We start from the raw sequence: 15,889 nt of genomic DNA on the forward strand, positions 1-15,889 counted from the left end.
TTATTAGGAGGTGGACATTCTTTGATTTCGAAAAATACGTCTAAGCGATTTTTTTCGCAAGCTCATTTCTGGCGGTTTTTCCTAACATGTACTCACGGAAATCACCCCACCACGGAGCCGCGATGAACCTGCAACGATTCCCCCGCTACCCGCTCACCTTCGGACCGACGCCAATTCAACCGCTCAAGCGTCTGAGCGAGCATCTCGGCGGCAAGGTCGAGCTTTATGCCAAGCGCGAGGACTGCAATAGCGGCCTCGCGTTCGGCGGCAACAAGACCCGCAAGCTCGAGTATCTGATCCCCGACGCGCTCGCGCAGGGCTGCGACACGCTCGTGTCGATCGGCGGCATCCAGTCCAACCAGACGCGCCAGGTCGCGGCGGTTGCCGCGCATCTGGGCCTGAAGTGCGTGCTCGTGCAGGAGAACTGGGTCAACTACTCGGATGCGGTGTACGACCGCGTCGGCAACATCCAGATGTCGCGCATGATGGGCGCCGACGTGCGGCTCGTGCCGGACGGCTTCGACATCGGCTTTCGCAAGAGCTGGGAAGACGCGCTCGACAGCGTGCGCGCGGCCGGCGGCAAGCCGTACGCGATTCCGGCCGGCTGCTCGGACCATCCGCTCGGCGGCCTCGGCTTCGTCGGCTTTGCCGAAGAGGTGCGTCAGCAGGAAGCCGAACTAGGCTTCAAGTTCGACTACATCGTCGTGTGCTCGGTGACGGGCAGCACGCAGGCTGGCATGGTCGTCGGTTTCGCCGCCGACGGCCGCGCCGATCGTGTGATCGGCATCGACGCATCGGCGAAACCGGCGCAGACACGCGAGCAGATCACACGCATCGCGAAGCGGACCGCCGAGAGCGTCGAACTGGGCCGCGACATCACCGCGAAGGAGATCGTGCTCGACGAGCGCTACGGCGGCCCGGAATACGGTCTGCCGAACGACGGCACGCTCGAGGCGATCCGTCTGTGCGCGCGGCTCGAAGGCATGCTGACCGATCCGGTGTACGAGGGAAAGTCGATGCACGGCATGATCGACAAGGTGCGTAACGGCGAATTTCCGGCCGGCTCGCGCGTACTTTATGCGCACCTGGGCGGCGTGCCGGCGTTGAGCGCGTATAGCTTTATCTTCCGCAACGGGTGAGGGTTTAGGGGATTAGCCGACGGGCGTCCGCGGTTCGGTCGCGAGCTTCTTCCTCAGATGCCTGCGCAGAAACTCGACGAATGCCCGGATCGTGACCGAGCTTTGCCGATGCTGCGGATACACGGCATAGACGCCCGTCGCCGACGGCAGGAACGCTTCGAGCACGGGCACGAGTTGTCCGCTTGCGAGCGCATCGGCGACGATGAAATCCGGCAGCCGAACGATTCCAAGTCCCGCGACGGCCGCATCGCGAATCAGATCGCCGTTATTGGCGCGTAACGGCCCGCGCACCTCGACGCTCTTCACCACGCCCTCGACGCTGAAGTCCCAGCTCACCGCGCCGCCGTGGCCGTACAGCAGACATTCGTGGTTCGCGAGATCGCGAGGCACGGCCGGGCTGCCACGCCGGCGCAGATAACCGGGGCTGCAGCACGCGATCATCTTCACATCGATCAGCTTTTGCGCGATCAGCGACGAATCCGCCAGCGTGCCGATACGGATCGCCATATCGAAGCCTTCGCCGACCACATCGACGGCGCGGTCGCTCAGTTCCATGTCGAAGCGCACGTCGCGATGCTCGCGCAGAAACGCCGCGACGAGCGGCGACAGATGCGTCATGCCGAACGACATCGGCGCGCTCACGCGTAGCAGCCCGCGCGGCCCGGCGCGGCGCAGCGACATGGCCTGCTCGGCGTCCTCGACCTCGCCGAGGATGCGCTTCGCGCGCTCGTAGAACTCCTGACCCAGATCGGTCACCGCCAGCTTGCGCGTGTTGCGGATCAGCAGTTGCACACCGAGCGCTTCCTCGAGCGCCATCACACGGCGGCTCACGAACTGTTTCGACAGCGACAGCCGGTTGGCCGCGGCGGTGAAATTGTGGGCGTCGACGGTCGCGACGAAGATGCGCATGTCATCGAGTTGCATCGTATTGTCCACTCCAATGCGACAGTGTTTCCGGTTTGATCATGATTATAGCCATCCGGATTGACCTACACTGTCGTTCATGGATCGCAGCCAAACATCTGGCCCGGATCGCACGACAAAACTCAAGGAGAAAGAGCATGCTCGAAATCAGACACGCCAACCAACGTGGCCGCGCGGAACACGGCTGGCTCAGCTCGCGTCATACGTTTTCGTTCGCGAACTATCACGATCCGAAGCAGAACGGCTTCTCCGACCTGCTCGTGATCAACGACGACCGTGTGGCGCCGGCGCAGGGCTTCGGCAAGCATCCGCATCGCGACATGGAGATCTTTTCGTACGTGCTCGAAGGCGCGCTCGAACACAAGGACACGATGGGCACGGGCTCGGTGATCGTGCCGGGCGACGTCCAGTTGATGAGCGCGGGCACCGGCGTGGCGCACAGCGAATACAACCATTCGAAGAGCGAGCCGGTGCACTTCCTGCAGATCTGGATCGCGCCGGCCCAGCAAGGCACGACGCCGCGCTATCAGCAACAGCACTGCGGCGCGGCCGACAAGCGCGGTGTGCTGCGGCTCGTGCTGTCGCCGGACGGTGCGAACGGTTCGCTGCAGTTGCAACAGGATGCGCGCGTGTATGCCGGTCTGTTCAACGGCGAGGAAACCGCGCGGCTCGAACTCGCGAAGGACCGCTATGCATATGTTCAGGTGGCGCGCGGCAGCGTCACGGTGAATGGCGTCGAGCTTGGCGAGGGTGACGGCGCGCGGGTGCGGGGTGAAGAAGCGCTGACGTTCACGCAGGGCCGCGATGCGGAAGTGCTCGTGTTCGACCTGCGTAATATCGAAACCTCGGCGTTGTGGGCATAAGCGCTCCGCTTGCGCCGCTATTGACTCAAACCTGAACGCGGCTCGCTGGACGACGATTTCCAGCGAGCTTCATCGCTCGACCCTATCGGGAAAAATCATGCGCTACACACTGTTTGAAAACCAGAAAGACGTCGTCGTTCTCGTCGCTCGAATCCTGCTGATGGTGCTGTTCGTGATGTTCGGCTGGTCGAAGCTGACCGGCTTTGCCGGCACCGTCGCTTATATGACGTCGATCGGCGCGCCCGTGCCGGCGTTCTCGGCTGTTATCGCGGTGGTGATGGAGCTTGTGGTGGGCGTCGCGCTGTTAGTGGGATTTTTCACGCGACCGCTGGCGCTGCTGCTTGCGGTGTATACGCTCGGCACCGCGATCATCGGCCATCACTACTGGAACATGACCGGCGCGATGCAGTACGACAATATGATTCATTTCTACAAGAACATCGGCATCATCGGCGGGTTGCTGCTGTTGTGCGTGACCGGCCCCGGCAAGTATTCGTTCGACCGGCGGTGATACCGATTCCCGTGCTTTAACGAAAAAGGCCCGCACGAATGCGGGCCTTGTTGCATGCGCAAACTGAAACGGCGGCCCGCGGGCCGCCGTTTGCCTCTCTGAGCTACCGAATCAAACCGCTGCTTCGGCTTCCGCTTCCGCTTCGCTGACCGCCGCGACTTCTTCGCTGTTGCGGATCAGGTGATCGAATGCGGACAGCGATGCCTTCGCGCCCTCGCCCACCGCGATCACGATCTGCTTGAACGGCACCGTGGTCACGTCGCCGGCGGCGAACACGCCCGGCACCGAGGTCGCGCCGCGCGCATCGACGACGATCTCGCCATGCTTCGACAGCTCGACCGTGCCCTTCAGCCATTCGGTGTTCGGCACGAGACCGATCTGCACGAACACGCCTTCGAGTTCGACCGTCTTCACTTCGCCCGATGCGAGGTCCTTGTAGACCAGACCGTTGACCTTCTTGCCGTCGCCGGTGATTTCCGTGGTCTGCGCCTGCGTGAGGACCGTCACGTTCGGCAGGCTGCGCAGCTTGCGTTGCAGCACCTCGTCGGCACGCAGCGTCGCACCGAATTCGAGCAGCGTCACTTCGCGCACGAGACCCGCGAGGTCGATCGCCGCCTCGACGCCCGAGTTGCCGCCGCCGATCACCGCGACGCGCTTGCCCTTGAACAGCGGGCCATCGCAGTGCGGGCAGTACGCGACGCCATGATTGCGATACTCGCGCTCGCCCGGCACGTTGATTTCGCGCCAGCGCGCACCGGTCGCGAGGATGATCGTCTTCGCCTTCAGCACCGCGCCGTTGGCCAGACGTACTTCGATGATGCGCCCAGGAATCAGCGCTTCGGCGCGCTGCACGTCCATGATGTCGACGTCATAGGTCTTCACGTGCTGTTCGAGCGCGGTCGCGAACTTCGGTCCTTCGGTTTCGGTCACGGAGACGAAGTTCTCGATCGACAGCGTGTCGAGCACCTGGCCACCAAAACGCTCGGCCACGACACCGGTCGCAATGCCCTTGCGCGCCGAGTAGATCGCCGCCGCCGCGCCCGCCGGGCCGCCGCCGACGATCAGCGTGTCGAACACCGGCTTGTTCTCCAGTTGCTTCGCGGCGCGCGCACCGGCGTTGGTATCGAGCTTCGCGAGGATTTCCTTCACGCCGCTGCGGCCCTGGCCGAAGGTTTCGCCGTTCAGGAACATCGTCGGTACCGCCATGATCTGGCGCGCGTCGACTTCGTTCTGGAACAGCGCGCCGTCGATCGCGACGTGACGGATGCGCGGATTGATCAACGCCATCACGTTCAGCGCCTGCACGACTTCCGGGCAGTTCTGGCACGACAGCGAGAAATACGTTTCGAATTGATAGTCGCCGTCGAGGCTGCGGATCTGTTCGATCACCGCATCGTCGAGTTTGACCGGATGGCCGCCGACCTGCAGCAGTGCGAGGACGAGCGACGTGAATTCATGCCCCATCGGAATGCCGGCGAAACGGATGCCGGTTTCCTTGCCCGCTTCGCCAATCGAGAACGACGGCTTGCGTTCGTCGTCGCCGCGACGCTCGATCACCGTGACGCGCTCCGACAAGGTCGCGATGTCGTTCAGCAGGGCCAGCAGCTCCTGGGACTTCGCGCTGTCATCGATCGACGCGACGAGCTCGATAGGCCTGCTAACTTTTTCGAGGTACGACTTCAGTTGAGTCTTGAGATTGACGTCGAGCATGGCGTTGCGATTCCGTGACGAGGGGTGTGGGTGTCCCGGCGCCGCACGCATCCGGATAGGACGTGTTGGGCCCGGGGACGCGCGAAGCGCCGTATCAGGCGATTCGCGCGGTGAAGCGCCGGGAAGATCCCCGCAGATGCAGACTGCGGGTGCAGCGTGAGCTGCGCGGACCTTAGATCTTGCCGATCAGGTCGAGCGACGGGGTCAGCGTTTGCGCGCCCGGCGTCCACTTGGCGGGGCACACTTCGCCCGGGTGCTTGGCGATGTACTGAGCAGCCTGAACCTTGCGCAGCAGTTCGCCAGCGTCACGGCCGATGCCGTTGTCGTGGATTTCGCACAGCTTGATCTCGCCTTCCGGGTTGATCACGAACGTGCCACGCAGCGCGAGGCCTTCTTCTTCGATCAGCACGTCGAAGTTGCGCGAGATAGCGAGCGTCGGGTCAGCCAGCATCGGGTACTTGATCTTGCGGATCGTATCCGACGTGTCGTGCCAGGCCTTGTGCGTGAAGTGCGTATCGGTCGACACGCTGTAGATTTCCACGCCCAGCTTCTTGAAATCTTCATAACGATCGGCCAGGTCACCGAGTTCGGTCGGGCACACGAACGTGAAGTCGGCCGGGTAGAACACGAAAACCGACCACTTGCCCTTCAGGCTTTCTTCAGTGACGGTCTGGAAATCGCCGTTGTGAAAAGCCTGTGCTTTGAACGGTTTGACTTGACTGTTGATGATCGGCATTTGCTAAATCCTCTCTTTGAGGGGGTTGGAAAGTGGAGCCAGTATGTCAGAGTGCGATTAATAGGTAAAGCAGATTGTATTAATGGGTTCGATAGTTTCGCACTATTCGTTTCGTCAGTCGAAACTATCGGACGATTTGCCGGGCGTTTCAGCCCTTCAGAAGCCGCCACAGCGTGGTTCTGCCGATGCCGAGCGCTCGGCTCGCGGCGGCGCGATTGCCGCCCGATTGTTCGAGAGCGCGCAGCGCAGCCTCACGGCTGGGGGTAGCGCGGGGCGCCGTACTGCCGGGCGCAGGGCCCGGAGGCGCCTGGGTGATCTGCTCGACCTCGACCGCGCTGATCCGGAAGAACTCGGGAAACACGGCCTGCCGGTCTGGCAAGGCGTCGGCAGTCAAGTTCCCGGACATCTCGTTGGTTGGCTCACCGATATAAATCGCCGCGCGGGCCAGGAGATTTTCCAGTTCACGGACGTTACCGGGCCACGCGTAATCCGCAAAAAGCGGGGCGAGAAACACGAGCACCCGCTCGAGCCCGGCCGCCGACAAGCCGTACTGCAGCGCGCTGCGCTGCAGCAGGTGCCGCGCCAGCGGCGCGATGTCGGCACGGCGTTCGCGCAGCGGCGGCAATTTTATCTGAAGCAGATTTAATCTGAAATACAGGTCCGCGCGAAACGCGCCCTCCTCGACGAGCGCGTGCAGATCACGGTGCGTCGCAGCGATCACCCTCACGTCGACCGGCGTCGCGCGGCCCGCGCCGAGCTTCATCACCTCGCGCTCCTGCAGCACGCGCAATAGCCGGCTTTGCAGCGCGGCCGGCATTTCGCCGATCTCATCGAGAAAAATAGTGCCGGTGTGCGCGATTTCAAACAACCCCGGCTTGCCGCCGCGCCGCGCACCCGTGAACGCCCCTTCCTCGTGTCCGAACAGTTCGCTTTCGATCAGCCCCTCGGGCACCGCCGCGCAGTTGAACGCGACGAACGGATTGCCGCGCCGCCGGCTCGCGTTGTGGATGCCCTGTGCGACCAGTTCCTTGCCGGTGCCGCTTTCGCCACTCAGGAGCACGGTCGCGTCGTGCGCGGCGCCGGCGCGCGCGAGCCGGCGCACGCGCTCGAGCGCCGCCGAAGCGCCGATCAGATCGTCGAGCCGGTGCCGCGCGACCAGATGCCTCGGCCGCTGGCTGGTGCGCAGGGAACGGTCGATCCGCTGCGCAACGAGCGCGTCCTGCGCCGTCACGACGAAACCGGCGCGCGCGCCCTGCTCGACGATCGGCACACAGCCGACGATCAGCGCGCGGCCGCCGATCTGTTCGATGCGTTCGTCGACCGGCTGGTCGGCGGCGCGCGTCTCGCGCAGCAGCGGCGCGAGCGCGCGCGCCACTCGCGCGGGGGTGTCCTCGTCGTCGTTTGGGACCGCCTGCGCGGCGCCTAGACCAAGCAGTTCGAGCATTGCCGGGTTGACGGCTTCGAGCTGGGCGGCTTCGTCGAACGCGGCGACGCCCTCGCGCAGATGCGCGACGATCGTGTTCAGGCGCACCCGCTTCGATTCCTTCTGGCGGCTCACCCGCGCCAGTTCGACCGAGCGCTCGAACGCTTCCTCGACCGCGGCAAGCGAATACAGGAACACGCTTTCCATGCCGGCCTGCTGCGCCAGATCGCAGGCCATGCCAGCGCCGACCACCACGCGGCAGCCCTGCCCGGCGAGTTCATCGACTGCGAGCCGCACTTCGTCGATCGACCGATACGCGCGCTGCCGCAGATCGACGTTCAAGAGCGGGCTCAGGTCGGCCAGCTCCTGCGCGATTGCTTCGTGCAGCACGAGTCCGATGCGCGCCTGCGGCCATGTGGCGGTCGCGCGCGTGATCGCGCTCAGCACGTCGAAGCCATTCACCTTGACCATTACCACCGGCACGCTGAGGTTCTCGCGCAGGTACGCGCCGTTCGAGCCGGCGGACAGTACGACGTCGACCGAACCTGCGTCCACGTAAGCCTGCAACGCGGCGACGGCCGCGCCGTAGCCCTCCCGCACCGTGAAGAACTTCGCCCGGCCCGCGTAGCGCGGCGCCACCGTCTCGCAAAGCGACTGCAGTCGGCTGATACTGACGAGTGCGACACCGGGCCGCCCGGCATCGACGGCGGGGCCAGGATTGGCGACAAATGGGGTGAACGTGGACACGCGGCTCTCCTTGATTGAAACGTTTCTCGAAACGTTTCATGAAACGTTCCGCCGATTGTGCCATGAACGTCCAGGCAGGAGTTCATCTCGCGCAAAGCCTTGTTCCAGCAGCACGACCGGCGAACTGCCGTTCAATGGCACGCTTCCTGCAGAATGTCGGTCGCGTTCCCTTACCGATTTCCCTTCTGGAGACCTGCATCATGACCACCACTTCCGCCACCCGCCGCGCCGCGTTCCGCGCCAAAGTCAATCAGCGTCAGGGCCTGCTCGTGCCCGGCGCGTTCAACGCGATGAGCGCGCGCGTGATCGAGGACGCCGGTTTCGAGGCGGTCTACATCACCGGCGCGGGCGTCACCAACATGTCGCTCGGTCTACCCGACCTGGGCTTCATCGGCCTTGCCGAAGTCGCAGAGCACACCGCGCGCATCCGCGACGCGGTCGCGCTGCCGCTGATCGTCGATGCCGACACCGGCTTCGGCAACGCGCTGAACGTGCGCCAGACCGTGCGCGTGCTGGAGCGCAGCGGCGCCGACGTGATCCAGTTCGAAGATCAGGTGATGCCCAAAAAATGCGGCCACTTCTCGGGCAAGGAAGTCGTCGCGGCGAGCGAGATGGTCGGCAAGATCCGCGCGGCTGTCGACGCGCGCGAAGACGCGAACCTGCAGATCATGGCGCGCACCGACGCGGCCGCAGTCCACGGCATCGAGGACGCGATCGAGCGCGGTCATCGCTTCATCGAGGCGGGCGCCGACATCCTGTTCATCGAGGCGACCGAATCGCTCGCCGACATCGAGCGTCTGCCGGGGCTGTTCAATGTGCCGCAGCTGATCAACATCGTGATCGGCGGCAAGACGCCGGTGCAGTCGCGCGACGCGCTCGCGAAGCTCGGCTACGGCATCGTGCTGTACGCTAATGCGGCGCTGCAGGGCGCGGTGCTCGGCATGCAGCGCGCGCTCGGCACGCTGCAAAGCAACGGCCGCCTCGACGAGGACGCGACGATCGTCGCGCCGTTCAGCGAGCGCCAGCGGCTCGTCAACAAGCCGCTGTATGACCGGCTGGACAAGGAGTACGCGGGGAAGGACTGACGCTCGGGCGGCGGCGCGGCGGTGCGACGCGCTGCATGCCTGCGCGATGTGGAACCCTTTATTGCGTTAGGATTCAGGGCTGGCAATCGGGCACGCTGATGTTCGCGGCGCCGGCCTCGTCCGCGGGGCCGCTCTCCCGGCTGCCGGCAGAAGCACAAAAACGCAAACGAAAGGTAGTCGCAAGCACCATGAAGTCAAACTCTTCACGCGCCCCGCGCGGGCTCGTCAATTGTCTTTCAGCGCGCACGCGCGCAGCACGGGAGCTCGCCCGATGAGCGGCACCCGCACCGCGCACGTCGGCTGGCTGCCGTACATCGTCGCGGCTACCTTCTTCATGGAGTACCTCGACACCACGGTGATCGCCACCGCGCTGCCGCAGATGGCGCGTTCGTTCGGCGTCGGCCCGAACAGCCTGAGTCTCGGCATGACCGCCTACATGCTCGCGCTCGCGATCTTCATCCCGGCGAGCGGCTGGGTCGCCGACCGCTGCGGCGCGCGCACCGTGTTCGTCAGCGCGATCGGCGTGTTCACGGTCGCGTCGGTGCTGTGCGGACTGTCGCAGAACGTGCCCGAGTTCACGGCCGCACGGCTGCTGCAAGGCATCGGCGGCGCGATGATGGTGCCGGTCGGCCGTCTCATCGTGGTCCGCAGCACCGAGAAAGCTCGCATGATGCAGGCGATCTCGACGATCACATGGCCGGCCATCGCGGCGCCGGTGGTCGGCCCGCCGATCGGCGGCTTCATCACGACCTACGCGTCGTGGCGCTGGATCTTCCTGCTGAACGTGCCGTTCGGCCTCGCGGCGATTGCCGTCGCGCTCGCCATCGTGCCGAACCTGCGCGGCACTGAACGCAAGCCGCTCGACGTCGTCGGCCTGCTGCTGAGCGGCGTCGCGCTGACCGCGATTCTGTACGGCGCAGAACTCGCGAGCCAGGCGGCCACCAATCCGTGGCTCGCGGTCTCGATCGTGGCGGGCGGTCTGCTGGTCGGCGCGCTCGCGTTCCAGCATGCGAAGCGTCATCCGTATCCGCTCGTCGACGTATCGACGCTGAAGGTGCCGACGTTTTCCGTGACGGTCATCACCGGCTCGTTCACGCGCATTGGCATCGGCGCGGTGCCCTATCTGATGCCGCTGCTGTTCCAGGTCGGTTTCGGGCTGTCGGCGTTCCGCTCGGGGCTGCTGCTGCTCGCGAGCGCGCTCGGCAATCTCGGCATGAAGGCGCTGACCACGCGCATCCTGCAGCGCTACGGCTTCCGGATGGTGTCGATCGTCGATGTGGCGGTGGCCGGCATTTTCATCATCGCGTGCGGACTGCTGACGCCGGACGTGCCGCTCGTGTTCGTGCTGATCGTCGTGTTCGTGTACGGCGTCGCGCGCTCGATGCAGTTCTCGACGCTCGCGACGCTCGCCTACGCCGACATCCCGCAGCCGCAGATGAGCGCGGCGAGTACGCTGTGGAGCGCGGCCGCGCAGATGACGATCGGTCTCGGCATCGCGTTCGGCGCGGTGTCGCTGCGCGTCGCGGCGCTGTTCAACGGCGAGACGACCGGCCACGTGTTCACGCTCGACGATTTCCGCCTCGCGTTCCTGTTCGCGGGCGTGCTGACGCTGCTGTCCGTGCTTGGATATATGGGGCTCGCCCGCAATGCTGGGCAGAGTATCGGTGGGGGTTCGCGCGGCGGTGAAACTCCGGCGAAGAGCTAGCGGACGCAGCAAGCGCTGCGCGATCAAAAGGAGACGTGCCGTGCAAGCAGGCGAACTGACGATTTCCAGCCGCATCGACGATCTCGACCTCGAGCTCGTCTACACATTCCTGTCGCAGGAAACGCCGTGGGCGCGAGGCATGCCACGCGCGACCTTCAAGCGCGCCGTCGCCGGGTCGCTCTGCTTCGGCGGGTTTGTCGACGGCAAGCAGATGTCGTTCGCGCGCCTCGTCACCGACGAGGCGACCTTCGCCTACCTATGCGACGTGTTCGTGCTGCCCGCGTATCGCGGCCAGGGCTATGCGTCGGCGTTGATGAAACATATCTTTGCGAGCCCTTCGCTCGTCACGCTGCGCAGAATCATGTTGGTCACGACCGACGCGCATCACGTCTATGCGCCGCATGGGTTCACGTCGCTCGAGAACCCCGAGCGGTATATGGAGCTGCATCGACCGGATGTTTACAAAGCGGCCGAATAGGCCCCGCCTCGGCACGCCTCCCACTGATGTGACCCAGCCTCAGCCGCACGCGCGCTCGCGCATCCATTTCGTCATGATCCACTTATCGCCGGCAAGCACCGGCGCGCCGCCGTGCAGAGTCGACGGATCGAGCTGGCGCTGGCCGTTCATGCAGCGGAAATACACCGCGCCGCCCGCGTGCACCTAGTCGCGCGTCAACTGCCCGCGATAGTGCAGCAGCCCTCGGCGCGCCTGCTGCCTGAGCATCCGCTGCACGAACGGCGACCAGCCGAACAGCGTGCCGCGCACGCCCATCGCCTGGCGCATCCACTGCCACAGATCGAAGCGGTCGCGATGCTCGACGATAAGCCCATCGCGAAACACGAAACGCGCCTCGATCCGGTTCACGACGTCGCGCCCCGTCTGGACGAAACGGTAGCGCGCCACCCACTGCGCGCGGCCGGTATGGTCGTCCGCCTCGATGTCGCTGAAGCTCAGCGTGAAGTCTTGCGCATGCTTGACGAGCATGCGCCACATGTCGCGCGCTTCGTCGCCGACCAGCTCGCCGAAAGCGGGGTCGCTGAAGACGACGTCGTCGGCATAACAGGCGACCATGGTCTCGGCGTCGCGTTGCCGGAAGGCGGTGTAGAAACGTTCGATCAGCTCGGTGTTGGGGTGGCTCATTGATGTCGTATGGTGTATTGCGGGAGCGCGTCATGCACGCGCAGCGTCGCGCCGCGCTCCGGAAAAACAGCCCGCGCGCGGTAGGCGGCGGGGATGGCGCACACGATATCGGAAAACGGCGTGAAAGGGGGCCGGCGCGAGCCGACGACGGCTTTTGCCCTTCCGATATCGCTCCCTTGAAGCGCACCACCTCCGCCCGCCCGGCGAACTTCCACACCACCGCCACCACCGACGCAGCGACGAGCGCCGCTACCCCCAGCGCCGCCGCAAAACCCGCGGCGAAGCTGCATTTCGCGCGCGCCGCGCAGCGCGCGTTGCTCGCCGGACGCGGCGAGGTGGGACGCATCGAGATCGGCTATGTGGCGTCGGCCGCGTACGCGGGCGTGTTGCAGAAGGTGGTCGGCGGCTTTCGTGGCACGCATGCGGGCGTCGAGGTATCGATCCGCGAAGTGCCGATGGACGCGGTCGCCGCGATGCTCGGCGACGGACTGCTCGACGCGGCCTATGTGCGTCCGCCGATGCCGCTCGCAACCGGCATTCAGGCCACGACCGTGCATCGCGACCGCTTCGTGCTCGCGCTGCCAGCCGATTCGCCACTCGCGGACTCGGCCAGCGTGCGGCCCTCGCAACTGTCGGCACGACCGAGAGCCCGCCGTCAAGGCGTTCCTGCGCTTCGCGCGCGATGGTAAACATTCACGCTGACGGCAGCGTCGCTACGTTGATCGGGGGTCGGCGTCCTGTCGGATATTGCGGTAGGTCTGCCCTTCATGCAGCACTGGGCGCTGATGACCCACCCGCTCGTGACCATGCCGATGCGTCAGAAAGCTGGATCAACCTTCGTCCGCATAGGCGCGGCCTCGAATCTCGGCCAGCGACGTATCGACCAGCAAGCGGCCCGCATCGAACACCGTCTCGAGCGCTTCGTCCCACTCGCCCTCCACCGTGCTCCCGTTCCACGCGATCGGCAACGTGACCGTCCGGTACTCGCCGGTGCGGCGATGGCGCAGCAAGGTGAGCCGGCCTTTCATCGAGCGCTTGGCGTGATCCGTGACTGGATCCTTCGACACATCGTGCCACGTGTCGCCTAGCCGGATCGCCGAGCACTTCATCGCGAAGCGCTGCGTATCGCGGTTGATCTGCTGCAACAGCGCACCGCCCATGCCGAACACGATGTTGTCGGTGGCGAAGCCGGCCTCGTCCATCGCGGCGAGGATCGCGACGATCGAATCCGGGTTCACGCCGTCACCCTGAATCACGCGCACATGGTCGAGCACGCGCCGCCCCTTGCTGTTGGTCTGCGACCCGAACGAAGCCTCCAGCGAGCGCAGCGTGTGCAGGACGATCGTGCACGGATCGCCGGAGTCCGGGCGAATCACGAGCATGCCGCCGGAATCGAGCACGGCCTGCTTCAGCTCGCCGCCCCATGCGTTCAGCGCGGCGAACAGGTCGTAAGAGTCGGACACCACCGAAACGATCGCGCCCGGCTTGCCGAAGCGGGCGATCATGTTGCGATACGCGTCGACTTCGCGCTCGCGGCCCCACGACGTGATCGTGCTGTGCTCGGCCGCCGGCACCGAGAACGCGGCCATGCGGTCGCGGTAGTAGTGATTCGCCGCAACCACGCCGAGCACCGTATCCGAGCCCATGAAGCTGACGAGATGTGCCGCGCCGCCGATCGCCGCCGACTCCGCGCTCGACACGCCGCGCGCGCCGAAATCATGCAGCTTGAACGGTAGCTGCGAGAGATCGTCGCTGCTTTTCAGCAGATACGCGCGGATCGTCTGGCGCAGATGCCAGCTTTGCGTCGCGACCGTGATCGGATACCACACGCGCATCAGCATCGTCTCCAGATACGACGTGAGCCAGAACACCTGCGGATCGTCGCATTCGACGGTGAGGAGCACGTTGTGCGTGGGCACGACCGAGCCTTCGGGCGCCGCGCGAATCCGCACCGGCAGATGGCCGCCGTATCGCTGCACGACGTAGCGCCAGCCCGCCTCGTTGAACGGCTCGCCGTGCGCGCTGAAGAAGGTCCGCGCCTGGTCGATCATCGCGCCGGTAACCGGCCGGCACAGGTACTCCTTCAGCAGCATCTGCAAGCCGAAGAACAGCGTGCGGCCGTAACGTCCGCCGCGCGATTCGATGTACGAGAACATCGCCGTCGCGTCGGGCGGATATTGCAGATAGTGCGATGCCTTGTACGAATCCGTATTCAGAATCGGATTGGACAGGATCGACGCGAGGTCGCTGAAACCCTGCGCGTTTTGCATGGACGGTGCTGCGCTCACGTGATTTTCTCGCTGGAGTGACCGGACGGCGCGAGCCTGCCCGACGCTTTCGAAACTCTGAGGCCGCGGCTTTACGCCTACAGACTATGCCGGGGATGACCCTGTATCTCACCTTACTACGGTATGCGCGATAGCGCTCGTCGTCGGACTGCAGCTTCTCTTCGCGCAGGATGAGTCTGGCCCGCAGCGCCAACTCCAGCCGCAGACAATCATCCTCCGGATCTCGAGGTTCACCAGCAGAAGACCGGGCTCGAGCAGCGAGTAGACGTCGTCCTAGCCCCCCGGCTTCAATTGCGGCGGCAGATTCGGCCACGTCGCGAGCAACCTGCCGAGCATGCTCCTGCGGCGCTCCGCACTCGCGGGCCACAGCATGTTCGCGAGCAGCACGATACCTTGCGCGAGCCCGCTGTCGCGCGCGCACGCGACGAGCGGCACGCCGCGGCTGAGCGCATCGTTGACGTGCTGATCGTCGCGCGGCAGTTGATGCGCGACCCTCGCGCCGAGCGTGCGTTCGAGCATCGGCAGATTGATCTGCGCGTCCTTGTCGTACTGGTTGACGACGACCCGCACCTTGCTGGACGGATGCCCCAGTTCGCGAAAGATATCGAGCATGCGGCGCGCGCCATGCAGGTACAGCGGGTTCTGCCGCACCACCATGCAGATCGCGTCGCTATGCGCGAGCGCGCGGATCGTCGACGGATTCAGGCTCGGGCCGACGTCGATCAGCACCGCGTCGTAGCGCTCGCGCACCAGCGTCAGAATCCGGTCCAACTGACCGGGCAGCAGTTCGGCGGCCTTCAACGGATCGCCGGCGCCGGCGAGCAGATCCAGGTTCGGGCACACGTGCATTGCGCACGCGTCGAACAGCGCCGGGTCGAGTTGCTCGTTGCGCGAGCACAGATCGACGAGCGTCATGGGCGGGGGGCGATTCGCCATCAGCAGGCTCGCGTCGGCGAATTGCTGGCTCAGGTCGATCAGCAGCACGCGCCGCTCACGCCGCGCGGCGAGCGCGCACGCGAGGTTGACCGCGATCAGCGTGGTGCCGCTACCGCCCTTGCTCGACGCCAGGGTGACCACGCGCGCGTGGCGCCGCCCGGGCTCGCGGCGCCGCGCTTCGATCTGCGCAAGCGCATCGACGACGGCCTGACGATCGAGCGGCCACGACAGCACCTGGCGCACGCCGACGCGCAGCGCCGCGCCGATCAGCGCGGTGGACGGTGCCGGCGTCACCAGCATGCAATGGAGCGTCGGCGCGCAGGCGAGCGTCTCCTCGATGCCGTCTAGTCCGCCCACGCTCAGATTGGCGTCGTCGACGATCAGCAGGTCGGCGCCGCGGACCACGCGCGCGTGCATCGGCAGTTGCCGGGCCGGGCCGAACGCGGTGTGCAGCCGGTAACGCACGCCGCTCTCTTCGAGCCGCACGACGATTCGCTGCGCGTTTTCGATGCTCGCGGCAATCAGGAAGATGTCGATCATGGCAGCTCTGCGGCGCGTGGCGCGTCATGCGCGGGCTTTTATTCCAGTCGTCTGTTCACGATTGACGACGCAGACTTCGGCGCGAGTTCCTTACCGCGACGCTCGTCCGTGAAAACCATGGGCCGGCAAACGGTGTTATCG

The 15,889-nt window shown here is 65.3% G+C and carries 14 protein-coding genes and 1 pseudogene; 7 read left to right on the forward strand and 8 right to left on the reverse strand.

The genetic code is table 11. The features are described 5' to 3' along the window. The first annotated feature begins 122 nt into the window (after nt 1-122). Nucleotides 123-1,139 (forward strand): 1-aminocyclopropane-1-carboxylate deaminase, encoded by a 1,017-nt coding sequence (locus OKW38_RS38435; protein WP_429365513.1) that lies wholly within the window; start codon nt 123-125, stop codon nt 1,137-1,139. Between the two features lie 12 nt (nt 1,140-1,151). On the opposite strand, the gene OKW38_RS38440 is transcribed toward OKW38_RS38435, so the two are convergent. Next, the gene (locus OKW38_RS38440; protein WP_429365514.1) at nt 1,152-2,063 is read right to left on the reverse strand and encodes a LysR family transcriptional regulator; all 912 of its coding nucleotides are present in this window, start codon (nt 2,061-2,063) and stop codon (nt 1,152-1,154) included. Nucleotides 2,064-2,200: 137 nt separating this feature from the next. On the opposite strand from OKW38_RS38440, the gene OKW38_RS38445 reads away from it, so the two are divergent. Together OKW38_RS38445 and OKW38_RS38450 are read left to right on the forward strand one after the other, a co-directional pair. Then, the gene (locus OKW38_RS38445) at nt 2,201-2,926 is read left to right on the forward strand and encodes a pirin family protein (RefSeq protein WP_429365515.1); all 726 of its coding nucleotides are present in this window, start codon (nt 2,201-2,203) and stop codon (nt 2,924-2,926) included. 97 nt (nt 2,927-3,023) lie between these two features. Then, on the forward strand, nt 3,024-3,437 hold the full coding sequence (locus OKW38_RS38450) for a DoxX family protein (protein WP_090809793.1): 414 nt from the start codon (nt 3,024-3,026) through the stop codon (nt 3,435-3,437). Nucleotides 3,438-3,548: 111 nt separating this feature from the next. Here OKW38_RS38450 and ahpF read toward each other — a convergent pair whose 3' ends face one another. The 3 genes from ahpF to prpR form a co-directional block, all read right to left on the reverse strand. After that, the gene (gene ahpF, locus OKW38_RS38455; protein WP_090809791.1) at nt 3,549-5,147 is read right to left on the reverse strand and encodes an alkyl hydroperoxide reductase subunit F; all 1,599 of its coding nucleotides are present in this window, start codon (nt 5,145-5,147) and stop codon (nt 3,549-3,551) included. A gap of 172 nt (nt 5,148-5,319) precedes the next feature. Then, on the reverse strand, nt 5,320-5,883 hold the full coding sequence (gene ahpC / locus OKW38_RS38460; protein WP_090809789.1) for an alkyl hydroperoxide reductase subunit C: 564 nt from the start codon (nt 5,881-5,883) through the stop codon (nt 5,320-5,322). A 148-nt stretch (nt 5,884-6,031) separates the two neighbouring features. Beyond that, nucleotides 6,032-8,053 carry a propionate catabolism operon regulatory protein PrpR gene (gene prpR / locus OKW38_RS38465; protein WP_429365516.1) on the reverse strand — a complete coding sequence of 674 codons (2,022 nt, stop codon included), beginning with the start codon at nt 8,051-8,053 and terminating at the stop codon, nt 6,032-6,034. 200 nt (nt 8,054-8,253) lie between these two features. Here prpR and OKW38_RS38470 point away from each other — a divergent pair, with 200 nt between their 5' ends. From OKW38_RS38470 to OKW38_RS38480, 3 genes are all read left to right on the forward strand, one after another. After that, on the forward strand, nt 8,254-9,138 hold the full coding sequence (locus OKW38_RS38470; protein ID WP_090810512.1) for an isocitrate lyase/PEP mutase family protein: 885 nt from the start codon (nt 8,254-8,256) through the stop codon (nt 9,136-9,138). Between the two features lie 271 nt (nt 9,139-9,409). Further along, complete coding sequence (locus OKW38_RS38475; RefSeq protein WP_429365517.1) at nt 9,410-10,843, forward strand: MFS transporter; 1,434 nt, start codon at nt 9,410-9,412, stop codon at nt 10,841-10,843. A gap of 40 nt (nt 10,844-10,883) precedes the next feature. Continuing rightward, nucleotides 10,884-11,321 (forward strand): GNAT family N-acetyltransferase, encoded by a 438-nt coding sequence (locus OKW38_RS38480; protein ID WP_429365518.1) that lies wholly within the window; start codon nt 10,884-10,886, stop codon nt 11,319-11,321. 39 nt (nt 11,322-11,360) lie between these two features. Here OKW38_RS38480 and OKW38_RS38485 read toward each other — a convergent pair. Further along, nucleotides 11,361-11,495, reverse strand: a pseudogene (locus OKW38_RS38485) (2-oxoglutarate-dependent dioxygenase); the annotation flags it as partial. 9 nt (nt 11,496-11,504) lie between these two features. Next, entirely contained in the window at nt 11,505-11,984 is a 480-nt protein-coding gene (locus tag OKW38_RS38490; protein ID WP_429365519.1) for a nuclear transport factor 2 family protein, read from the reverse strand. A gap of 176 nt (nt 11,985-12,160) precedes the next feature. Between OKW38_RS38490 and OKW38_RS38495 the strand changes: the two genes are divergently transcribed. After that, a complete protein-coding gene (locus tag OKW38_RS38495) occupies nt 12,161-12,673 on the forward strand; it encodes a LysR substrate-binding domain-containing protein (protein WP_429365520.1) in 513 nt (170 codons plus the stop codon). A gap of 141 nt (nt 12,674-12,814) precedes the next feature. Here OKW38_RS38495 and OKW38_RS38500 read toward each other — a convergent pair whose 3' ends face one another. Both OKW38_RS38500 and OKW38_RS38505 read right to left on the reverse strand, forming a co-directional pair. Next, on the reverse strand, nt 12,815-14,254 hold the full coding sequence (locus tag OKW38_RS38500) for a nicotinate phosphoribosyltransferase (RefSeq protein ID WP_429365521.1): 1,440 nt from the start codon (nt 14,252-14,254) through the stop codon (nt 12,815-12,817). Between the two features lie 291 nt (nt 14,255-14,545). After that, nucleotides 14,546-15,748 (reverse strand): AAA family ATPase, encoded by a 1,203-nt coding sequence (locus tag OKW38_RS38505; protein ID WP_429365522.1) that lies wholly within the window; start codon nt 15,746-15,748, stop codon nt 14,546-14,548. Between the last annotated feature and the right edge of the window lie 141 nt (nt 15,749-15,889).

This window comes from Paraburkholderia sp. MM5496-R1, assembly GCF_050436205.1.
Lineage (GTDB): Bacteria > Pseudomonadota > Gammaproteobacteria > Burkholderiales > Burkholderiaceae > Paraburkholderia > Paraburkholderia tuberum.